Below are 20135 nucleotides of genomic sequence, written 5' to 3' on the forward strand. Positions count from 1 at the left end.
ATCGACGTCCTTGAAGCCGAACTCGATCGGCGAGCTCGTGTCCGAACTCTGGACAACGACGGGGTCGCTTGTTCCAACGAATGCCGCGCCACCGTTTCCGCCGCCCCCGCCACCGCAGGAAAGGACCAAGCCAAGGGACAGGGCAAGCAGAGCGCGAGGCACCAGTTTATTCATCGCGTCAATTGTCAGGGTCAATCGCGGCCGCCGGTCCTCTAAGCATGTTCGCTTACCTTTCGATGTGAATACCCCACTCGGACACGTCCCGTTGCGTCCGTTGCACCCTGACTGATTGCGCTTCTCATCGAGCGTCGAAGCGCCCGCGATCGAAGCCCCAGGGGCCGGCACAGGCCGGGTCGCTGGACAGATGGTGATAGATCGCAGAAGCGCCACGGGCGGCGCTGCGGATTCGATCTTCAGCGGTAAAGGTTTTCGTCATGGGCGCCTTGCCGGTGCAGGTGTCCGCACCGCCCGACGGGAACGTGCGCGTCATGCGGGGTGAATAAGCCATCCTTTGCAATCCCCGCTACCATCCCGGCGCATGGGCACGCCCGATTCCCGATTCGACCGCTACGGACCTTTCGTCATTGCTGGCGTGTTCGTGCTGATCACCGTCATCGCATGCGCCTGGGCGATCGTGCAGGGAATGGAGAACCGCCGCGCCTGGAAAGGCTACGTGGCGGAGAACGACTGCCGGGTCGTGGGCACCCAGCGGGGCGACATCAAGATCGACATGAGCTACGTGCCCACGGCCAGCGGGTCGAACGCCAGCTTCACCCTGATCCCAACCGTCACGCCTGAACCGGATCGGAAGGTTTGGCAGTGCACCAGTCGCGACGGCGCGACCCTGATTCACATTCGCTGAGCGCAGAGACCCTGTGCCTGAGCCTGACGCGGGAGGGGATTTTTTTCGATTGCCCCGACCCCCGGCCGCATGCCGGTCGGAATGCAACCGCAGCGCCCAACGCGCAGTGAACGCTACTTCGCGCTCACCACGGTCGCCCGCACTGCGCCCTCTCTGAGGGAGACCAGGACCCCCTCGCGCCTGACGACCTTCACGCAGGACTCATTCATGGGGGCCTTGTTCCACGTGGTGCAGTAGCCTCCTGGCCCATCCATACGCCATTTGCCCACGTCGTTGTACGCGCCTGAAACCGTGGCCTTACCGGTCGGTGTGAGTGCGACGTTGACAATCTTTCCGTCGAACATCTTCCATTCGATCGTCTTGCCGACGATCTGAGTCAAGATGTCCTGCTCAGTCAGCGGCACATCCTGACTCAAGGCCTGACCTGCAGCAACCGAGAGTCCCATAGCGACGAGTGCTGATCGATGCGTCATGCTGACTCCTCAAGGTGGTGGCGAGCCAGTTTGAGGTCCAGCCGAAATTGCCTCATCACCCATTTGCGGCTTGACATTGATGCAATTCGGTCAGCACCTGCGGAGCTTCAGGCATCGCTACAACAGGCGCGCTCGGGTTGAGCTCAAATGCGGTCGTCCCCCCAGCGACCCCGGCTACGCATGAATCAGGACGGATAAGGAGTCCTTATCGCCCAACTTGGCGCAGCGAGCACAGCCGACCCGGGCCCCCTCCCCTCCGGCGATCGCGCTATCGCAGGTCCAGCCGCTTTCGCCTCTCAGCCTCTCAGATCCTCGAGAGTCTTTCCGCCTGCGATCGCCTCCTTCATCCAGCGAGGCTGGGGTCCACGGCCAGTCCACGAGTTTCCGGCTCCATCCCGGTAGAGCAGCGTGGAGGGCCGTCGCTTCTTCTGCTTCCCCGGTTGTTTCGCAACCGCCGCCACGACCGTGCCGATTCGGAGTTCCTCCAAGGTCCGCCCGGAATCCAGGGCGTCTCGCAGCCACTGTGGACGCTTGCCCATTCCGCCCCAGGCGTTGCCATTGCCATCGCTGTACTTCGCGGCGCGAGGTCTCTTGTCACTCGCCTTTCCGATCGGCGCCCCGGCTTTCGGCGCGGTACGACCGAAACCGAGCTGCTGCGCAGTCAGGCCGTAGTGGACGATCGCCCCCTTGATTCGCGAAACAACGCCCGACACCTCCTTCTCGCGAAGTGCATCAGCAGTCTTCTGAAGCTGTGCGATCTGCTTTTGAATCTGGGCGTAGGTCTGAGTCATGGAAATTCCTGTTAGTGAGATTCGAGAGGAATAGCTTAATACCGTCGCCCTACAAAGAGGGTCAGGTCCTGGTCAGGTCCTGGTCAGGTCTCCAATGGACGAGTCGGGGGAGGGGCGGCAAGCATTGGTTCTGTCCGAATTGCAGTTGGCCTTGCCCACTCGACTCCGCGAACGGAGAACCGGTCTGCCATCCCCCGAGAAACGAACGGCGGTGCCTGTTTTGGAGGCATCGCGTCGCGAGGCCACTCTGGAGTGGCTTCCCCAAGCTTCGCGCGCTCTTGTCCACAGATCTGTCCACGGGCCTCGTGGATAAGCTCACGACACCTGGTCTGCGAGACCGCAACCAATTCGTGAAATAGTTCCGCCCGCGCGAACCTTTGGCGGACTTGTGAGTGGCTATGAAGCGAGTAGTCTGAAGGTATGCTTTCTCCCTGGGTGGGCATCAAGGACCAACCCCTTCAGGCCCGCCTTGTGCGGGCCTGCTTTTGACCCGTCGGCACGAACCTCATGACTGTCACCGGCACGGGAAGGGGCGTCCGTCCGGAGACAGCGCCGGTTCTGGCGCTGCCGACCGGCCCCGAGGATCCCGAACTTGCCAGTCGATCTTATGCAACGAAGATCCGCGACAGCTTGGGCGGTTCGTTCTGGCCCCAGGTGCTGGTAGCCAAGTTCCTGGACCACGTGCCGCTGTACCGCCAGGAAGCTTTCTTCAAGCGCGCTGGCCACTTGATCGCCCGTTCAACGCTCGCGCAGTGGGTGGGCGAATGCGGCGCGCAGTTCCAACCGCTGGTGCAGGCCGAGCCCACTCCCGATCATGCGCGTGGTGAAGCGCTTTTCATGTGAGGGATCCGGTGACCGTAGCATTCGCCTCGGCCAGGTACGGCGCCATCGAATGGTGTCGATACGCGACCTCTCCGATTTCGTCGTAGCTGCAGTTGCCGCACTCGAACGACGAGGCCGTCGCAGTGCCGTCGGCCAGCTGGTTCAGCGTCTCCTCGCTCACCAGCAGGTACTCGGACTCGGGCACCTGATTCTTCAACAGCCGGTGCGCGACGATGATGCTCTTGCCAATGAATTTCGAATGTCCCTTGACCTGCATGGTCCTGGCCGGCCCGAAATGCGCGACGAACTTGAGCGACAGGCAATGGACGTTGGAGCAGGCGCCGCAGGCGCAGGTGCGCAGGATCTCGATCCGCTTGATATGCGAATGGAAGTCCACGAACATCTTCCGTGCCTGCGCCAGAAGCTCGTCCAGCGACGGCGGCGCGCCGGGACGAACAAACAGCACCGCATCGCCCTCAAACTCGGCAACCTCCAGCCCGAGTTGGTTGGCGTCCACGATCAACTCCAGCAACTCCTGGATGATGTGCTGACTATGGCTCACCTCGGTCTCGGTCACGAACTTCGTGAAACCGCTGATGTCCGGGATGAAGAAGAGTATGTTGTCGGGATCTGTTGACGCCACTGCTCGCTCCAAGGATTTGCCTCATCACATTCAACCACGCGCCCACGCAGGTCAGTCACAGCAACAACAAGACCCCGAAGGTAGCCCCGTCTTGCGATAAGCGAGCCGAGCGACAACACCTCGAGCGCCAAGGTGCCTGAGTCGGAGTGCAGATCTATCAGTTCGGCGAATAGATGTCCATGGTGCTAGGGTCACGACCTTGAGTCGCGGGCGTGCTTCGATCGCCCAACGGTCTCGCATGAGGGCCTTCACGTCGAGATGAACTGCCAGCGCCTGTCCCACAAATTGCGAACCCTGCCGACCCCAAAACAATGGATTTCATGGTGCTGGCGCCAGAAAGAATCAGGAAGCGCGCATCGTCTTGTCGACCTTGATGAGCTCAGCCGACCGGCGCGGCCGGATTCAGCAGGCCGGCGGACTGGAGGGCGCACCACAGCGCCGCCGGCACGGCATGGTCGGCATCGGCGGAGTTGGCCAGCACCTCCTGTGGCGTCACACCGCCCAGCAGCACGGTCACGACCGCAGGATGCGCCATCGCAAACTGCAACGCGGCGCGGCGCAGCGGCGTGGCATGCGTGGCGCAGATCGCTTCGATCTTGCGCACGCGGTCCATGATGTCTTCGGGCGCAGGCCCGTAGTCGAACTTGGCCCCGGGCACGGCGCCGGTTGCGAGGATGCCGGAATTGAATACACCGGCCAGCATGACGCCGATGTGCTTTTCGAGAGCCAGCGGCAAGAATTCGTCCAACCCGTTCTGGATCAGCAGCGAGTAACGGCCAGCCAGTATCGCCACGTCGAAGTCGCCGGCCCGCGCGAACTTCACCGAAACGTCGGATTCGTTGATGCCGAATCCGATGGCGGCCACGGTCTTCTCGCTGCGCAGCCTGTCGAGCGCCTTGTAGGCGCCCTCCATCGCCTCCTTGAAGCGCACGGGCGCATCGATCGGGCCGTGCGTCCACACGTCGCAGTCGTGGATCAACAGGATGTCCAGGCGGTCCAGCCCGGTGCGCAGCAAGGACTGTTCGACCGAGCGCATCGTGCCGTCGTAGGAATAGTCAAAGCGCGGCGCATGCGGATGGCCGCCAGCAAAGCCCGGCGAGAAAACATCGGGGTTCTTCGGCGGCGGCTTGGCAAAGACGTCCATGACCCGGCCGATCTTGGTCGATACGATCACATCCTTGCGTGGCAGGTGGCGCAGGCCTGCACCCACGCGCGCTTCGGCCAGCCCGTTGCCGTAGTGCGGCGAGGTGTCGAACACGCGCACTCCACTGGCGTACGCCTGTTCGACGGTGACGATGCAGTTTTTCTCATCGAGCAATTCGTACAGGTCGCCCATGGGTGCCGTACCCAATCCGAGGGCCGAGAAGACAAGTTCCGTCCCATTGCGGGTCGTGAAGCGGTTTGACTTCATGCATTTCTCCTCGTTGGATTGCGAGTGGAAATCCCGCGCAAAGCATAGCGCGCGCGCTCCATTTGCGTGGAGGCGTCTGGCGACCAAGAAACACTCGCCCCTGGACCCGAATGGGCGCTATGACGACGCTTTATCGTCCACCTGTAGCATCGGGCGCTACTGCCCTCCCCTGGCGCAATCCCCTAGCAGCTGGTCACACCTTGAAGAGCAGCTTCGATTCGGTCCAGCGCCCGAGCGGGTCGGCTGGAATGTCCCTTCTTCCGGACGATCTGCATCTTCTTGCGCTTGCCGCTGCAGTTCGCATCGGCCCCCCTTCGCGAGGCCAACTGGCAGACAGGCAGAATGCGCCATGAAAGCACCCCCTCGACTACAGGCACTCATCGACGAAGGACTGATCGACAGCGTGGTTCGCCAGCTCATGAGCGGCAAGGAAGCGATGGTCTACGTGGTGCGCTGCGGGGACGAGACGCGCTGCGCCAAGATCTACAAGGAAGCCACCCAGCGCAGTTTCCGACAAGCCGTCGACTACACCGAAAACCGCAAAGTCAAGAACACGCGTCTTCAGCGCGCGATGGCCAAGGGCACCAAGTTCGGCCGGCAGGCCACCGAAGCGGCCTGGCAAAGTGCCGAGGTCGACGCGCTCTACCGCTTGGCCGCGGCCGGCGTGCGCGTGCCGGTGCCCCACAACTTCTGCGACGGCGTGCTGCTGATGGAGTTGGTCACCGACGCGCAGGGCGATGCCGCACCGCGCCTCAACGACGTTGTGTTCACGCCAGAGGACGCGCGGCTGCACCACGCAACACTGTTGGTGGAAGTTGTTCGCATGCTGTGCGCCGGTGTGGTACACGGCGACCTGTCTGAGTTCAACGTATTGCTCGCCACCGACGGCCCTGTGATCATTGACTTGCCGCAGGCGGTCGATGCCGCAGGCAACAACCATGCCAGGCGGATGCTGCTGCGGGATGTGGCGAACCTCGCGGACTTCTTCGGGCAGGTCGCGCCCGAGTTGCTTTCCACCAGGTACGGCGAGGAAATATGGAACCTCTACGAGCGCGGCGAGCTGCACGCTGGCTCGGCGCTGACCGGCAGCTTCGCGGGTCCGAGTGGGCCGGTGGACGTGCGCGGCGTGCTGCGCGAGGTTGACGACGCGCGCGCCGAAGAGGCGGCCCGGCTTGTTCGTATGGCGACGCGTTGATGCAGCTCAGCGCGCCGGCAAGGAGTTCAAGAACGGCCGACATTTGTCGGCCTGGGTGGGGTTGGTTCCGAGGCAGCATTCGTCGGGTGGCAAGTCACAGCTCAGGGGCATCAGCAAGCGAGGCGACAAGTACCTTCGAACCCTGTTGATCCACGGCGCTCGGGCGGTGTTGCGCTATGCGGTCGGCAAGACCGACGTGCAGAGTCGATGGCTGCAGGAAATGGTTGCGCGACGCGGCTGCAACCGCGCGGCCGTGGCGCTCGCCAACAAGAATACGCGGGTGATCCAGGCACTCTTGAGCAGCGACACGCCTTATCGCCCAAGCGCCGTAACGCGCTGAACTGGTCGACGGCAAGTACTTCATCATTCAGGGAGGGAAATCACACCCAGCACTGGTTTTCGTTGCTTTAGGAAGTGATGAAAGAACTGGTTGGACCAACGCCCACAAGCCTGCATTCCGTGCCGGCTGCCCTCCGGGTCGTCAAGCCGTCAATCTACTGAGGACAGGGCGTGCGGATCTCATCGAGGATGCGGGCATGTTTCGACGCGCCCACCAGCAAGCCGTATACATGCATGCAGACCGTTTGACGTCACTGAAAAGTGCCTTGCAAAAGGCGCAGGGTCCATACAAGCCGGAATGGAACTCTGAACCCGTTGCCGCCAATCGCATTCCGCTGGTAAACGGCAGCTATCAGAGCCGCGCCCGAGCCAGGTTCCTCGAGTTGCGACTTTTGGCGACGGACGCAGTCATCACGAGGATCCGTCACCGCTCAAGACCACCCATACCGTGCGCGCAAGTATCTTGGCGTCCAGCCAGAGAGACCACTCGGCCGCATAGCGGGCGTCGAGTGCAACCCGCTCCTCATAGGGTAGGCGGTTTCGGCCACTCACCTGCCACAACCCTGTAATGCCGGGACGCATGCGGCAATAGTGCACCCAGCGGGCGCCATACAGACTGCGTTGGCGGACCATACAGGGGCGGGGACCGACCAGGCTCATCTCGCCCTTTAACACGTTGAAGAACTGCGGCAGTTCGTCCAAGCTGAGTTTGCGGATCAGCCGACCCACGCGCGTGATGCGCGGATCGTTGTCGAGCTTCTGATACTTTTGCCACTGTGCGCGCGCGGCCGCATCGTGTGCCAGATGTCGCTCGAGCAGCGCATCGCCGTCTTCCACCATCGAGCGGAACTTGTAAAACCGGAACGCCCGCCCATCCTGTCCTAGCCGGGTCTGCCAGAAATGGACCGCGCCCCTGCCTTCCATACGCACGGCGAGGGCCACCAACAGGTACAGCGGGCCAAACAGGACGAAGAACATCAGCGCGCCCATGATGTCGACCGCACGTTTTGCTGCACGCTGTCCCGGCCCGAGGCACAAGGGATCGAACGATTCGCCGATGGCGCGCCGCGGCACGCCGGGCCGGTAGCGCCTGCCGCCCACGAGGATGCCGTTGAAATCATCGAGGCGCATCAACTTCACACCATCGTGTGTGCAGCGGAAGGATCCCCGTCCTGCGGAGTCGACAGGGCGTAGGACTTCTGCGGGACATGCCAAGCCGGCGAGTTCATCGTCTGCCGCGCCATCTCAGCGCCACAATGCCAACGCGCCCAGCACGAGCGCGCAGAAGATCAACATGCCCACGAAATTGCGGCGCCAGCCTTCGGCCTCCCGTGACCTGCGCTGCGCGCGTTGCAGCTCGAGCCGTTGTTCGACGCTTGGCCGGCCCCAGAAGTCCTCATCGTCCTCGTTCCGAACGCGCGCCATGCTGTGTCCTCGAAATGTGAATAAAGCACATTTCGCCGCCAAGTGAGGCCTAAAGTCGTAGGACGAAGCCGGTATGCCTCGCCGGAAAGCCTTCAAAAGGGCTGGTCGAAGCGTAGCGCGGGACCTATCTCTCACAAGCCAAGACACCGTTCATGCAGCCAACCCGTCGACCACGGCGCCGCGCCCCTCAAACCCTTGCCGGTCAACCCACGGCGGCTGAGAGTTGGAACTGCTGCGCACCGCGCTTCGGTCGCGGGGCAGGCGTTCCAAGTGCCCCGTGTGCCGAACGCAGAAAGCCCAACTGCTCCGCCGACCGCGCCGTCCGGGCATGTCATGAGCATGAGCCGCGCCGCGGCTGGAAACTGCCGCGGGTCCTGCGCCCGGGCGACGAGAAACAGTTCAACCCGCACCCAGATTCTTGTAAACGACGCGAACGTCGGCTTACGAGCAAATTTGGGCCCCATCGATGAATGTCGGGTCACGGCCGCGAGTACCAGTTCGCGGCCGCGCTTGGAAGCTGACCTTCGCATGTTCGCGCTGTTGGCCAAGGGCTGCTATTGGCGAGTTTGGCGAACAGGCAGTCCCAGGCCATGACCCGACATTCGGTGAAGCGGGGCAAGTCGCCACATAGCGGACGTTCTGCACTCAAGGCAGTGCGACGGTGCGAAAGCAAATATGCCCCTGGCTCAGGTCGGCAAGAGAGCTCGCCGGGCGGCTGCGACAAGTTGCTTGGTCAAGCCATCAAGAAGCGCTGAGGCCGCACGGGCATGCTGCCAGTGCAGAGGGACGTCCAGAGGCGTTTTCCGTACCAGTTCGACAAGCGACCCGTCTTTCAAGTGCGGCGCAATCAACGCCTGCGGGTGCAGCCCCCATCCCATACCGGCCAAAGTTGCCGTCACAAACGCCTGGGTCGAGGGGAGGATGTGACGGGGTAGCTCGACGTGCCGATGGCATAGGCGCTGCGCCCACTGGGCTTGCAACTCATCCTTTGCGTTGAACACCAGGCTGGGCGCGCGACCCAGACTGCCCGCTCCGACGCCGTCAGCAAAATGACGGGCCATGAATTCCGGACTGGCAGCAGGCAAATAGCGCATCGAACCCAATGGTCGGCTGTTGCATCCGGCTGGGGCACGGCTGCTGCCGGTTACGGCGGCCAGCACCGCGCCACTGCGCAGCCATCCTGCCGTGTGGTCTTGGTCATCCACGGCTATCTCCATGAGCACCGGCGCTGCTGACGCGAATGCGGCAACGGCTGGAGCAAACCATGTTGCCAGACTGTCGGCGTTGACCGCGACGGGTAATGGCACGCGTGCAATCCCCTCCGGCGCCAGCGCTGGAACGGCTCCTTCGAGGTCTTGTTCCAGCAGACGAACCCGGTCCACATGCTGGCATAGGCGGCGGCCGATTTCGGTAGCGCGGCACGGCTGCTCACGCACGACCAGCGCGCAACCGATACGGTCCTCCAATAGTCGAATGCGCTGTGAGATGGCCGAGGGCGTCACGTTCAGGGCGCGGGCTGCGCGCTCGAAGCTTCCTTCTCGCACGACTGCGGAGAGTGCGGACAACGCCGAATAGTCCAACATAAAGTAAGTTTCGCTAAAGCAGCTTTAGGAAAGATAGTTTGTCTTCATTTATTCATGCGGGCAAGCTTCACCCATGCTGAATTCAGACCCCGCTTCGCTGGCCTTTCCCGTATTCATCCAGGGTGTAGCCCTCAGCCTGGGGCTCATCGTTGCCATCGGCGCTCAGAATGCCTTCGTCCTGCGGCAGGGGCTGCGCCGCGAGCATGTTGGAACCATTGTGTTGTTCTGCGCGGTAGCAGACGGGGCGCTTATTGCTGCGGGTGTCTTGGGCATGGCGCAGGCCTTGGGTGACCGTCCCGGGCTGGCACGAGCGCTTGCACTGGTCGGCTCTGTTTTCTTGGCAGTTTATGGAGTGCAGGCGCTGCGCCGCGCACGCCATCCGCATCGACTGCGGGCGGCGGAAGGGAATACGGCCCTTGGCCGGGGTGCGGCCGTGGCGCAGGCCGCTGCCTTCACTCTCCTCAATCCGCATGTCTACCTGGACACCGTGCTCTTGTTGGGTAGCATCGGCGCGCAGCAGCCCGGGGCACTACGTGGATGGTTCGTCGCCGGCGCGAGCACGGCCAGCATGCTCTGGTTTGGACTTCTGGGCTATGGCGCGCGCTGGCTCGCACCCTGGTTCGCTCGGCCGCGAGCATGGCAGATGTTGGACGGTTTGATTGGCCTGACCATGATGGTGTTGGCGGCGCTTTTGGCAAGTCGAGTCTTCGCGGGCTTCTGAGCTCAGAGGTCAACGCTTCTGTGGAATGACATGTACGTTTCTAAGCATCACCAACTGACAAATCGAGAAGCCGTCTTCGCGCTTATGGAGTCACATCCCCTTGGAGCATGGGTTTGCCAGGCCCGCGGCGCCCTGGTCGCCAACCATGTTCCCTTCTTGCTAGACAGAAGCAGAGGGGCGTTCGGCACCCTGATTGGCCACGTCTCTCGAGCCAACGGCGTGTGGCGCGAACTGCGCAGCGATGCCTCTTCGCTCGTGATGTTCCAAAGACCGCAGGCATACATCACGCCGCGGTGGTATCCGGGCAAAAAAGAGCATGGAATGGTCGTGCCCACGTGGAACTATGCGGTCGCTCATGCGCACGGTGTTGCGCGCGCTGTCGAGGAACGCAGTTGGCTACTGGATATGTTGAACCGGCTCACCGACGCTCATGAGGTTGGGCAGCAGGCGCCGTGGCGGCTCTCCGACGCCCCCGCTTCATACGTCGACAAGCTGCTTGGCGCTATCGTGGGAATTGAGATTCCGATTGAGAGACTTGAAGGAAAACTCAAGGCCAGCCAAGACGAAGCCATGCAAGATAGGCGCGGCACAGTAGCAGCCTTGCAGCAGAGCCCGCGCGAGGAAGAACGAGTGATGGCAAATCTTGTGATGAAGGCCATAGACGCCGAGCCACCCAGTGAACATTGAGCGCGCCTTCGACGCGCACGCCGGAAACGGCGCTCGGCGAGGGCATCGAATGGCTGCTTCCGAGCTTGGGCGTACAGCCGCTTCGGGCCCTACCCTGCCTTACGGCAGCCGACGTCGTACTGCAGGTGTGCAGTGCGGACCTTCCCTGCCGCATAGCGACCTCACGCTGTTAACCGGATTCCTGTCATCCCGATGCCATGGAGATTTCAGCATCGACGGCCGGTTTCAAGGGGGTGCAGACATAGCCGTTGCCGTCGATCAAGCTGGACCCCGCGTCTGCGATCAAGGCCCATCGAATGGCAGCTATCCAATCAGTCGGAGTAGAACTCCGGGCCCGTACCGGCTGTACGCGGGCGCTCCGAAGCAGACCTTGATTGCCTGTGGGCTCAGCCCGGCGACGCTACTGTGCTTTTTGGCCCAGAACTAGTTGTGAGGCCCTATAGGCTGCGACAAGTATGAATGCCCGCAAAAGACTGTTCGGCAGCCACAATGGGCCATACGTGGGTGGGAAGGCGACAATTCGCGAGTCGGGGACGGACGTTCCCTTAGTCAGCGCGAAAGCCCGATGCCTTGATGATGGGTGCCCAGCGAGCGATGTCGCCGGCGACGATTGCCGCGAACTCCTCCGGAGTAGTCCCGGTCGGATCCAAACCGAATTCGATGAGTTTTTGCCGGGTCTGTGGCGAACGAAGGGCCGCCATCAGCGCAGCCGACCATTGATCGATGACAAGCCTTGGGGTTTTGGCGGGTGCAAAGATGCCGACCCAGCCGCTGGCCTGCACCGTAGGGTAGCCTTGCTCAACAAAAGTCGCCACGTCGGGTAGCTGAGGCTCCCGACTCACGCCCGATGTCGCGAGAATACGAAGCCGCCCAGCCCGGTGCAGTTCAATCAGGTCCGATGTCACCGAGATTCCGGCGGGCACGGTGCCGCCGACAAGGTCGATCGACATGGGCCCGAATCCCTTGTAGGCGACCATGGTCATGTCAATGCCGACCGCCCTTGAGGTCAGGACGCCGAGGAAGTGAGGGAGACCTCCCGCCGCAGGCGTCGCGTAGAACGCTTGCGTCGGATGAGCCTGCAGCCAGGCGACGTAGTCAGGAAACGATTTCGCGGGGTGATCGGCGGGAACGGCAAAGGCGAAGCGATAGCTTGCGACCTGCGAGATTGGGGCAAAGTCATGCACTGCGTCGTATTGGACATCCTTAAAGGTCATCGGCGCCAAGACCGGTATGGCGATAGGGAGCATCGCAACGGTTGCACCGTCAGGTACGGCATTCTTCAGCGCCATGGCCGCAATGCGACCCCCGGCCCCAGGCTTTTCTTCGAGGAGCACCGGTCGCTTGAGCAACTCGCTTGTCCGCTCTGCGAAATGGAGACCCACCGCCCTGGCTGCGCCGCCTTCGAAAGCAACCAGAATCTTAGCCGGGCCGGGGTCAGGGGCCTGGGCGAGCGCAGACGGGCCGATGCAGCCGCACATGAATGCTGCAAACGCCCACCAAGTTGTTCGAAGCAGGTTCATTCAACCACCTCTTGAAGAAGTCATGGACGACGCTGCATCGAATTATCCACCCCGACTTTCCGTGACCGTCGGCGTGGCTTCGCTTCCCGTGCACGCAGCGCTGCAGGAACAGCTAAGCTTTGAGCGCCTGCTCTCGGAACTGTCGGTTGCTTTCATCTCGCTGGCTGCACGGGATATTGACCGGGCCATCGACCAGGCCTTGGCGCAGGTCGTTTTTGCCCTGGGGATCGATAGATCGACTTTGAATCGCCTTTTTCCTCTGACTGGCCGGGCCGAAGTGACCCACTCCTTCGCCATCGAGGGAGTGGACCCAGTGCCTAGGTTCCCGTCGGCGCGCGAAACGAACCCGTGGGCGCTAGCAAAGGCCATGGCCAACGAGTCCATCGTCTTCTCCCGCCTGGATGACTTGCCACCGGAGGCAAGCGTCGACAAGGAGACCTGGCGCCGGATCGGACTGAAATCCCACGTCATGATGCCAATCGTGGTGGCGGGGCAATTGCATGGCACTCTCAACTTCGGCTGTGTTCGCAGCGAGCGCAGTTGGTCGAACCACCTGGTTGCTCGCATGCGCTTGCTGGCGCAGATTTTCGGCAGCGCTCTGGGGCGCAAGCGCGCCCAAGAGGAACTCGACCTGGCAATCGGCTTCGAACGGCTGGCGAGCAGCATTCTTGCGTCCCTCGTATTGACGGGGCCTGGAGAAGAGAACCACGGGATCGCCCTCGGCCTTCGGCAGATCGGCGAGTTCATCGGCGCCGAGCGGGTGGCGCTCTGGCACCGTGGCGTCGGCATCCCCTTCGGTTTGACGCAGCAGTGGTACGCGGACGGTTTCGAAGGGCCGGCCGCGGAGGGGAAGGCGGTCGAACTGCCATGGGTCTTCTCACTGCTCGCCGGTGGTAGCGTCGTACGAATCGCCCACCTTTCGGAGCTTCCAGCAGAGGGGCAGGCAGACGCCGCGACCTTGCGTCAGATTGGCGTACGGTCCCTCCTCGCGGTGCCCATCACGGTGGATGGCTGCATTGCAGGGGCGCTTACCCTGGCTAGCATCGAGCTGGAACACGAATGGCCCGATGTGCTGACGCCCGGCGTGAGCCTGCTGGCCGAGGTCTTCGCCAACCTGCATGCGCGCGACGCGGCGGAGCGCCGGAAGATGGCGGCGGAGGTCGAAGCCGCGCACTGGCGCGAACAGCTCGCGCATCTGGTGCGGGTCCACACGGCGGGCGAAATGTCGGTCGCGCTGGCGCACGAAATCAACCAGCCGCTCGGCGCGATCGAGAACTACGCGCTCGCCGCGCGGCGGTGTGCCAAGGAAGCGGTGCCCGACGTCGTCCGGCTGTGCGGCCTCATCGACAAGGTGATCGGGCAGGCCACGCGCGCGGGCGACATCGTGGCTCGCATGCGCAGCATGGTTCAGCGGCATGAGCTGGAGCCGAAGCTGATCGACATCGGACGGGCGGTGGACGGGTGCATGAGCATGGTCAAGACCGACTGCGCGTTGCGCGACATCAACATCGGGTTGGGGGAGGAGCCGCCGCTGCCGCTGGTGGTGATCGACGAGATCCACTTGCAGCAGGTCATCCTCAACCTGCTTCGCAACGCCATGGAAGCCATCGAGGCCGCGCCGCCGGGCGGCGAGCGCGACATCACGGTCGATCTCAGCCTGAACGAGCGCGACGAGGTCGTGGTGCAGGTCGCCGATCGCGGCATCGGCATCGCGGAAGGCGACCTGGAGCGGATCTTCGAGTCCTTCTATTCGACCAAGTCCAAGGGCCTCGGCGTCGGCTTGGCGATCTGCCGCAAGCTGATCGAGGCGCACGGCGGCACGCTATGGGCGGCGCATCGCGATGGAGGAGGCGCAATGCTCAGTTTCACGCTGCCAACCGCTACATCGTAAGCGTTTGGTACGCCACCTTCACGCGGCCACCAGACACATACCAAATCTGAAAGGGATGTCCACCGAGCCTCAGTTGAACGGCCAAAGCGAAGGTCCGGTGTTGGCCGGGACTGCCTGTTCGCCAAACTCGCCATAGCAGTCGTTGGCCAACCGGGAGATCACGCCGAAGGTCAGCTGTCAGGCACGGCCGTGAATTGGTGCTCGCGGCCATGACCGGTCAGTCGCGCATGAGCCTCCGGCCGACCGGTCTTGCCCGCATACCTGCCGCCAATCGGTGTCGACGACGGACGGTGCGGCCCGTGTGCGAAGGGTCACCGCGCTCAAACGGCCCTACGGCACATGCAACTCCGCTGTGGCCAGGGAGCTGACGTCGTTGGCTCCCCCCACGAGCAGCACATTGCCACTCGGCAACAAGGTCGCGGTGTGGAAATAGCGTGCGGCGATCATGGCGCCCGAGGCCGTCCAGACGCCGTTGGTGGGGTCGTAGAGCTCCGTCGAGGTCTGCGTGATGCCGCTGCTGTTGTACCCCCCCGCGGCCAGTACCTGGCCATCAAGCTGCAGGGTCGCGGTGGCGCCGGTGCGGCCGGTGCTCATGGAGCCGGCGGCCGTCCAGGCGCCGGAGGTGGGGTTGTAGCGCTCCGCCGTGGCGAGAGAGCCACCGCCTGCGTTGCCGCCGTTTCCTCCGGCCACCAGCACCGTTCCGTCCGGCAGCAGGGTGGCGGTATGGGTCAGGCGAGCGGCGAGCAAGGGTGCGGTCGGCGTCCACTGGCCGGAGACGGCGTCGTAGAGCTCCGCCTCGGCGAGGGGGCTGCCGTTCGTTCCTCCCGCGACCAGCACCCGGTCATCCGTCAGCAGGGTGGCGGTGAACACGCTCCGAGCAGTGTTCATGTTGCCGGTGGCCGTCCACAGGCCGGTGGCAGGGTCGTACAACTCCGCCGTCGCGAGAAAGCCGCCGTTGGTTCCCCCCGCGACCAGCACCTTGCCACTCGGCAACAGCGTCGCCGTGTGGCCGCTGCGCGCCACGCTCATGGCGCTGGTTGGCGTCCACAGTCCGGTGGCGGGGTCGTAGAGCTCGGCCGAGGCGCGGAATGCGCCGGTGAGGTCCTCCCCGCCCGCGACCAGTACCCGGCCATTCGGCAGCAAGGTCGCGGTGTGGAAGAAGCGAGTTGCGCTCATCGAGCCGGTTGCCGCCCACAGGCCGGTGGCAGGCTCGAACAGCGCCGCCGATGCCAGGGTGATGGTGTCGTCGTACCCTCCGGCGACGAGCACCTTGCCAACCGTCAGCAGGGTTGCTGTGTGGTTGGTGCGCGCGACGCTCAGGGAGCCGATCGAAACACTCGTGCCGGCGAGCACCACCGCGATGTTCACGTTCGCGGAGACCGATCCCGCCGTATTGCTGCCTGTCACCGTGTAGTCGGCGGCAGCGCTTGCGCCTTGCGGCGTACCGGAGATGACGCCGGTGGCGGCGTCGATGCTCAGTCCGAGGGGCAGCGTCGGCGTCACGGTGAACGTATCAATCGGGCCGCCGGTGCTGTGCGGCAGATTGGGCGTGATGGGCCTGCCCGTCGTGTACAGGGCCCTTGGTTCCTGGTAGCTCAGCGAGGTGGGCGCCACGGCCGGCAGGTCGCGGACCTCGATCTGCAGCACGGTGCTGGTCGAGCCGGCGCTGTTGCTGGCGGTCGCCGTGAAGCTCGCCGGTGCGGCGATTCGGCTGGGCGTGCCGGAGATGACGCCGGTGGCGGGATCGATCACCAGGCCGTCGGGCAACGCGGGTTGCACCGTGAAGCTACTGACATCACCTCCCTCCACGGAGGGGTGGTTCGGCGGAATGGGCTGGCCGATGGTGTAGATGGCATTCTGGTTCTCGAAACTCAGATTCGCAGGGGGCTCTGCCCTGGCCTTGACCGCGATCAGCAGGCCGGTCGTGACCGAGCCCGCGAAGTTGCTGCCGGTGACGGCGTAGAGGGCCGGCGCGGCCACCACCCGCGGCGTGCCGCTGATGATTCCGGTCCTCGGGTCAATCTGGAGCCCGTCGGGCAATGCCGGATCAACGGCATAGCGAAGAATCACGCCGCCGCTGTGGCTGGGGGCGTTCGGTTTGATCGGACTGCCCACCACGTAGACGACTGCATTGCGCTCGTAGTGCAACCCTGCGGGGGGCAAGATCGTGACCGGGAAGAAGCCTCCTCCGCCACCGCCACCGCCGCATGAACTCACGCTGAACGTGACCAGGATACTCAAGACCCATGCCAAGAGGCGCAGGGCGCCTGGCCAAGATGTTGTCTTCATGCCGACCCCTTTCGTCGCGCGAGGGCGGGCAGTATGCGTCCGGTGCCAACGTCTGTCCACTCCCATGGCGCGTCGCGCTGGGCGGCGAACCCGGAGCGCCGCCAACGACGGCTCCGTCCGGGACAGATCGCCCGACACGACGTGGCAGCCTTCACGTTGGATTTGCTTTTCGACAACTCCTGGCTTTGGCAAAGGCCGTCATGAACAAGGCCACGACATGGCGTCCCTCCAAGGTTTATGCCACGCGCTCCTCGATCCAGTGAGAGCCTTCGCCGTAGACTTCCTCTCCCGCCCGCACCATCCGTTCCGCGATCTCACGATTGATCGGCGTGTCGGGATGCCACAGGCTGCCAGTGACTTCCCGGCCTTCAGGATCGAACTGACCGCGTCGCCAGCGGACACGAATCTCCTTCATGCGAGGCACCGGTTGCATATGTCGGTGATTGTTTGCGGCGGCGAGGGCGGGAGGAGCTATGGATTCCCTCGTTGCGGTGAAGATTGGCGCTCACCAATGCCCGCTCTGTGGCAGAGAATCCCACTGAGGGAGTAGAAACTGATGTCAAGTCGATTTTCCGTTTGGAGAAGTTCATGGATACCCAAACTCTCGACCGCCTGGCCATTCGCGATTTGGTCGAAAACTGGGTAATTTGGCGAGACGCTGGGGACTGGGAGCGGTTCGCGACGGTCTGGCACGACGACGGAGTGATGATGGCCACTTGGTTTCAGGGGCCTGCCGCCGAATTCATTCGAGTGACCCGGGAGGGATGGGCAAGGGGCGTCAGCATTCTTCATTTTCTTGGCGGCACCTCCATCGACCTTGTGGGCGATCGCGCCGTCGTACAAACCAAGATGACGATTTCACAGCGTGGCAACGTGCAGAATGTGCCATGCGACGTAGTTTGTACCGGGCGATTTTTCGATTTCGTCGAGAAGCGTAGCGGCAGATGGGGTCTGGTGTTGCGCCAGCCTATCTATGAAAAAGACAGAGTGGATCCGATCGACCCCGCCTCAAAAATCGAACTCGACCAAGCCGCACTCGCCAAATTCCCGAAGGGTTTTCGGCACCTCGCGTACATCCAAACGCAGATCGGCTACACGGTCAAGTTGGACATGCCGCAGCTCACTGGTCCAGAGGTTGATCACTTGTACGAGCGGGGCAAATCCTGGTTGGCCGGCGGCGCCCTGGTACGGTGAGGGGCGAAAGGTCGGCGATCGACCATAGGGGCAGACTGAAGCCTCGTTCGACAACCAGGAGCGCAAGGAAGTATGCATTTCCCCCAGTCGCGCCGTCTCATTGCGAATCGTGGCGAGCATGTCGCGTTTGGCTTCAGGAAGGCTCGAATAGACGAAGCTACCCGGGACTTCCATCACGACCAAGTAGTTGCATGGGCTGTATGCCTCTGGCTGTATCTGTCGAACCTTTGTAGCTTCAGTGGCCCAGGGCGTCGCGCAGGCGACGAGCAACTCGATCAGCACTAGCAGGGCAATGGCTTCATGGGCGGCATGCTGCGACTGGCATTCGTGATGAAGTCATTCGTGGTTCCATCGCGCTTGGACGATTTTTTCGAGCCACACGGTGTTCGAGGGCGTTTGGAAGATCATGGCCGCCGCCGGAGCAAAGACACTCGTCATTTCGCATCTCGTGCCGAGCGACGGCCCATTGACCACCGACGAGATGTGGAGCACAGGGCGTCGGCAACTTCAAGGGGCGCGGAATCGTCGGCGACGACCTTATGGACATAGATCGATCGTGCCGGCCAAAGCTGCCTGTCCATCGCGCCCCAAGCAGCTGGCCGCTCTCAGTGCGATCGCGTACGCCAAATCGACAGCACGACCCACACGCTGTTCACGAATGCGAGCAGATAGCCAAACGAGCCAAGCACCGTGAAGATCGGGATGCCGAAGACTTGCGGACCGGAGGTGACCGTCATCACGATCGATGAGCCGATGACGACCGAGGCGGTCATGATGCCGATGGTGATTCGGTTGATCGTACGGTCGAGCTTGAGCACGAAGATGTCGAGCCGTTTCAGATCGAGATCCATTCGCAGGCGGCCGTGGCGCGCATCCTTGAGCAGCCGCGCAAGGTCGCGCGGCATGGCTCGCATCAGATCGAGAAACTGGCCGATGCCCGCGCCACCACGGCGCCCCCATTCCGCCGGCGCGTAGCGCGCGGCGAGCGCGCGCTCGACATAGGGCTTCAGCCGGTCGGCGAGCACAAACTCCGGATCGTATTTTTTTCCGGAGCCTTCCAATGTGATCAGCGCCTTGAACATCAGCGTGAGGTCGGATGGCAGCACGATGCCGTACGTTCGCAGCATCGCCGTGATTCGACCGATCAATTCGCCGATGCGCATGTCCTTGACTGGCAGGTCACCGTAGTCGGCCACGAGTTCGTCGACGTCGGCGGCGAGCCTTTCTTCATCGACCGCCTCTGCACCGGCCCAGTCGAGCAGCACGTCGACCATCGGCTCGCTGTCGCGGCGCGTGATCCCGGCAAGTAAATCCATGATCTGATTGCGGCGCCCAAGCGACAGCCTGCCGGTCATGCCGAAGTCGATCATCGCGATGCGATTGCCAGGCAGGTAGATCACGTTTCCGGGGTGCGGATCGGCCTGGAAGAAGCCATGCTCGAGAATCATCTTGAGCACGTTGTCAACGCCGCGCTCTGCGAGCAACTTGAGATCGAGTCCGGCACGCTCCACCGCGGCCAGGTCCTCGGCGCTGATGCCGTCGATGTGCTCCTGCACGTTCATCACTTCGCTGGTCCACTGCGGGAAGACGTGGGGGATCAGGACGTGTGGCTCGCCCCGGAAGTTGCGTTCAAAGCGCTCGATGTTGTGCGCCTCGGTGGCGAGATCCAGCTCGCGCATTGTCGAGCGGCGAAACTCTTCGACGACGTGCACCGGCTGATAGCGGCGCACCTCGGGTACTTCCTTTTCGACGAACTGCGCGAGATGCGACAGCAGCCGCAGGTCGGCCTCTACCTTGGCTTCGATGCCGGGGCGGCGGACCTTCAACACGACTGCGCGGCCGTCGTGCAATCGCGCGCGATGTACTTGCGCGATGGAGGCGGCCCCCGTCGGCTCCTCTTCGAGATCGACGAAGGCTTCCGCGTGCGGCATGCCGAGCGATCGCTCAATCACCGGCAGGATCTGTTCAAACGGCACCGGCGCCGCGTTACTGCGCAGGCGCGCCAGTTCCGCTGTCCACTTCGGTGGAAGCAGATCCTCGCGCAGCGAGAGCATCTGTCCCAGCTTGATGAAGGTGGGGCCGAGCTCTTCGAGAGCGAGACGCAGTCGCTGTTGCGGCTCGAGCTGCACACTGTGCGTCACTTGGCCCCAATGGAGTATTTCGCCAGCGCGCTCCAGGAGCGAGGCGACGCCGAGCCGCCGCACGAGATCGCCGAGTCCGTGGCGGATGAATACCAGGCTGATCTCGTGGAGGCGCGGCAGGTCACGCACCGCACTGGCCTCGCGCACG

The 20135-nt window shown here is 63.1% G+C and carries 19 protein-coding genes and 2 pseudogenes; 9 read left to right on the forward strand and 12 right to left on the reverse strand.

Annotated elements, in window-relative coordinates; genetic code table 11:
- The coding region (locus tag QTI24_RS28675) for a hypothetical protein (RefSeq protein WP_286605126.1) at window positions 1–216 on the forward strand (216 nt) is incomplete at its 5' end.
- 82 nt (window positions 217–298) lie between these two features.
- Here QTI24_RS28675 and QTI24_RS28680 read toward each other — a convergent pair.
- Window positions 299–508: a hypothetical protein gene (locus QTI24_RS28680; RefSeq protein WP_286605127.1), complete on the reverse strand. Its 210-nt coding sequence runs from the start codon at window positions 506–508 to the stop codon at window positions 299–301.
- A gap of 30 nt (window positions 509–538) precedes the next feature.
- On the opposite strand from QTI24_RS28680, the gene QTI24_RS28685 reads away from it, so the two are divergent.
- On the forward strand, window positions 539–862 hold the full coding sequence (locus QTI24_RS28685; protein ID WP_286605129.1) for a hypothetical protein: 324 nt from the start codon (window positions 539–541) through the stop codon (window positions 860–862).
- 113 nt (window positions 863–975) lie between these two features.
- Here QTI24_RS28685 and QTI24_RS28690 read toward each other — a convergent pair whose 3' ends face one another.
- Both QTI24_RS28690 and QTI24_RS28695 read right to left on the reverse strand, forming a co-directional pair.
- On the reverse strand, window positions 976–1335 hold the full coding sequence (locus QTI24_RS28690; RefSeq protein ID WP_286605131.1) for a hypothetical protein: 360 nt from the start codon (window positions 1333–1335) through the stop codon (window positions 976–978).
- Between the two features lie 296 nt (window positions 1336–1631).
- Window positions 1632–2126, reverse strand: a complete 495-nt coding sequence (locus QTI24_RS28695) for an H-NS family nucleoid-associated regulatory protein (RefSeq protein WP_286605132.1) — start codon at window positions 2124–2126, stop codon at window positions 1632–1634.
- Window positions 2127–2777: 651 nt separating this feature from the next.
- On the opposite strand from QTI24_RS28695, the pseudogene QTI24_RS31660 reads away from it, so the two are divergent.
- A pseudogene (locus QTI24_RS31660) lies at window positions 2778–2924 on the forward strand (IS66 family transposase); the annotation flags it as partial.
- Between the two features lie 37 nt (window positions 2925–2961).
- On the opposite strand, the gene QTI24_RS28705 reads toward QTI24_RS31660, so the two are convergent.
- Window positions 2962–3591 carry a DUF2652 domain-containing protein gene (locus QTI24_RS28705; RefSeq protein WP_286605134.1) on the reverse strand — a complete coding sequence of 210 codons (630 nt, stop codon included), beginning with the start codon at window positions 3589–3591 and terminating at the stop codon, window positions 2962–2964.
- A 379-nt stretch (window positions 3592–3970) separates the two neighbouring features.
- Window positions 3971–5002, reverse strand: a complete 1032-nt coding sequence (locus tag QTI24_RS28710) for an aldo/keto reductase (RefSeq protein WP_286605135.1) — start codon at window positions 5000–5002, stop codon at window positions 3971–3973.
- A gap of 349 nt (window positions 5003–5351) precedes the next feature.
- Here QTI24_RS28710 and QTI24_RS28715 point away from each other — a divergent pair, with 349 nt between their 5' ends.
- Window positions 5352–6197 (forward strand): PA4780 family RIO1-like protein kinase, encoded by an 846-nt coding sequence (locus QTI24_RS28715; protein ID WP_286605136.1) that lies wholly within the window; start codon window positions 5352–5354, stop codon window positions 6195–6197.
- A gap of 1 nt (window position 6198) precedes the next feature.
- Window positions 6199–6537 (forward strand): annotated as a pseudogene (locus tag QTI24_RS28720) (transposase); the annotation flags it as partial.
- 410 nt (window positions 6538–6947) lie between these two features.
- On the opposite strand, the gene QTI24_RS28725 reads toward QTI24_RS28720, so the two are convergent.
- The 3 genes from QTI24_RS28725 to QTI24_RS28735 all read right to left on the reverse strand — a co-directional run bounded on the left by QTI24_RS28725 (window position 6948) and on the right by QTI24_RS28735 (window position 9544).
- Window positions 6948–7667, reverse strand: a complete 720-nt coding sequence (locus QTI24_RS28725; RefSeq protein ID WP_286605137.1) for a sugar transferase — start codon at window positions 7665–7667, stop codon at window positions 6948–6950.
- A 114-nt stretch (window positions 7668–7781) separates the two neighbouring features.
- Window positions 7782–7961 carry a hypothetical protein gene (locus tag QTI24_RS28730; protein WP_286605138.1) on the reverse strand — a complete coding sequence of 60 codons (180 nt, stop codon included), beginning with the start codon at window positions 7959–7961 and terminating at the stop codon, window positions 7782–7784.
- A 686-nt stretch (window positions 7962–8647) separates the two neighbouring features.
- Window positions 8648–9544, reverse strand: coding sequence for a LysR family transcriptional regulator ArgP (locus tag QTI24_RS28735; RefSeq protein WP_286605140.1), 897 nt, complete (start codon window positions 9542–9544; stop codon window positions 8648–8650).
- 73 nt (window positions 9545–9617) lie between these two features.
- On the opposite strand from QTI24_RS28735, the gene QTI24_RS28740 reads away from it, so the two are divergent.
- Window positions 9618–10265, forward strand: a complete 648-nt coding sequence (locus tag QTI24_RS28740; protein WP_286605141.1) for a LysE/ArgO family amino acid transporter — start codon at window positions 9618–9620, stop codon at window positions 10263–10265.
- Between the two features lie 30 nt (window positions 10266–10295).
- Window positions 10296–10952, forward strand: a complete 657-nt coding sequence (locus tag QTI24_RS28745) for an FMN-binding negative transcriptional regulator (RefSeq protein WP_286605143.1) — start codon at window positions 10296–10298, stop codon at window positions 10950–10952.
- Window positions 10953–11497: 545 nt separating this feature from the next.
- Here QTI24_RS28745 and QTI24_RS28750 read toward each other — a convergent pair.
- A complete protein-coding gene (locus tag QTI24_RS28750) occupies window positions 11498–12334 on the reverse strand; it encodes a tripartite tricarboxylate transporter substrate-binding protein (protein ID WP_286605145.1) in 837 nt (278 codons plus the stop codon).
- Here QTI24_RS28750 and QTI24_RS28755 point away from each other — a divergent pair.
- A complete protein-coding gene (locus QTI24_RS28755; protein ID WP_286605147.1) occupies window positions 12294–14363 on the forward strand; it encodes a GAF domain-containing sensor histidine kinase in 2070 nt (689 codons plus the stop codon). The genes QTI24_RS28750 and QTI24_RS28755 overlap by 41 nt on opposite strands.
- Before the next feature lie 330 nt (window positions 14364–14693).
- Here QTI24_RS28755 and QTI24_RS28760 read toward each other — a convergent pair whose 3' ends face one another.
- Together QTI24_RS28760 and QTI24_RS28765 are read right to left on the reverse strand one after the other, a co-directional pair.
- A complete protein-coding gene (locus QTI24_RS28760) occupies window positions 14694–16604 on the reverse strand; it encodes a putative Ig domain-containing protein (RefSeq protein WP_286605148.1) in 1911 nt (636 codons plus the stop codon).
- 283 nt (window positions 16605–16887) lie between these two features.
- Entirely contained in the window at window positions 16888–17067 is a 180-nt protein-coding gene (locus QTI24_RS28765) for a hypothetical protein (RefSeq protein ID WP_286605150.1), read from the reverse strand.
- A gap of 173 nt (window positions 17068–17240) precedes the next feature.
- Between QTI24_RS28765 and QTI24_RS28770 the strand changes: the two genes are divergently transcribed.
- A complete protein-coding gene (locus tag QTI24_RS28770; RefSeq protein ID WP_286605152.1) occupies window positions 17241–17846 on the forward strand; it encodes a nuclear transport factor 2 family protein in 606 nt (201 codons plus the stop codon).
- 605 nt (window positions 17847–18451) lie between these two features.
- Here the strand turns inward: QTI24_RS28770 and QTI24_RS28775 are convergent.
- Window positions 18452–20134 (reverse strand): ABC1 kinase family protein, encoded by a 1683-nt coding sequence (locus QTI24_RS28775; protein WP_286605154.1) that lies wholly within the window; start codon window positions 20132–20134, stop codon window positions 18452–18454.
- Window position 20135 lies beyond the last annotated feature (1 nt).

The sequence above is a fragment of the Variovorax sp. J22P240 genome, from assembly GCF_030316855.1.
Lineage (GTDB): Bacteria > Pseudomonadota > Gammaproteobacteria > Burkholderiales > Burkholderiaceae_C > Variovorax.

Coding starts and splice junctions, on each gene's coding strand:
- QTI24_RS28680 (WP_286605127.1), bottom strand. CDS start 508: ATGGCTTATTCACCCCGCATGACGCGCACGTTCCCGTCGGGCGGTGCG.
- QTI24_RS28685 (WP_286605129.1), top strand. CDS start 539: ATGGGCACGCCCGATTCCCGATTCGACCGCTACGGACCTTTCGTCATT.
- QTI24_RS28690 (WP_286605131.1), bottom strand. CDS start 1,335: ATGACGCATCGATCAGCACTCGTCGCTATGGGACTCTCGGTTGCTGCA.
- QTI24_RS28695 (WP_286605132.1), bottom strand. CDS start 2,126: ATGACTCAGACCTACGCCCAGATTCAAAAGCAGATCGCACAGCTTCAG.
- QTI24_RS28710 (WP_286605135.1), bottom strand. CDS start 5,002: ATGAAGTCAAACCGCTTCACGACCCGCAATGGGACGGAACTTGTCTTC.
- QTI24_RS28715 (WP_286605136.1), top strand. CDS start 5,352: ATGAAAGCACCCCCTCGACTACAGGCACTCATCGACGAAGGACTGATC.
- QTI24_RS28725 (WP_286605137.1), bottom strand. CDS start 7,667: ATGCGCCTCGATGATTTCAACGGCATCCTCGTGGGCGGCAGGCGCTAC.
- QTI24_RS28730 (WP_286605138.1), bottom strand. CDS start 7,961: ATGGCGCGCGTTCGGAACGAGGACGATGAGGACTTCTGGGGCCGGCCA.
- QTI24_RS28735 (WP_286605140.1), bottom strand. CDS start 9,544: ATGTTGGACTATTCGGCGTTGTCCGCACTCTCCGCAGTCGTGCGAGAA.
- QTI24_RS28740 (WP_286605141.1), top strand. CDS start 9,618: ATGCTGAATTCAGACCCCGCTTCGCTGGCCTTTCCCGTATTCATCCAG.
- QTI24_RS28745 (WP_286605143.1), top strand. CDS start 10,296: ATGTACGTTTCTAAGCATCACCAACTGACAAATCGAGAAGCCGTCTTC.
- QTI24_RS28765 (WP_286605150.1), bottom strand. CDS start 17,067: ATGAAGGAGATTCGTGTCCGCTGGCGACGCGGTCAGTTCGATCCTGAA.
- QTI24_RS28770 (WP_286605152.1), top strand. CDS start 17,241: ATGGATACCCAAACTCTCGACCGCCTGGCCATTCGCGATTTGGTCGAA.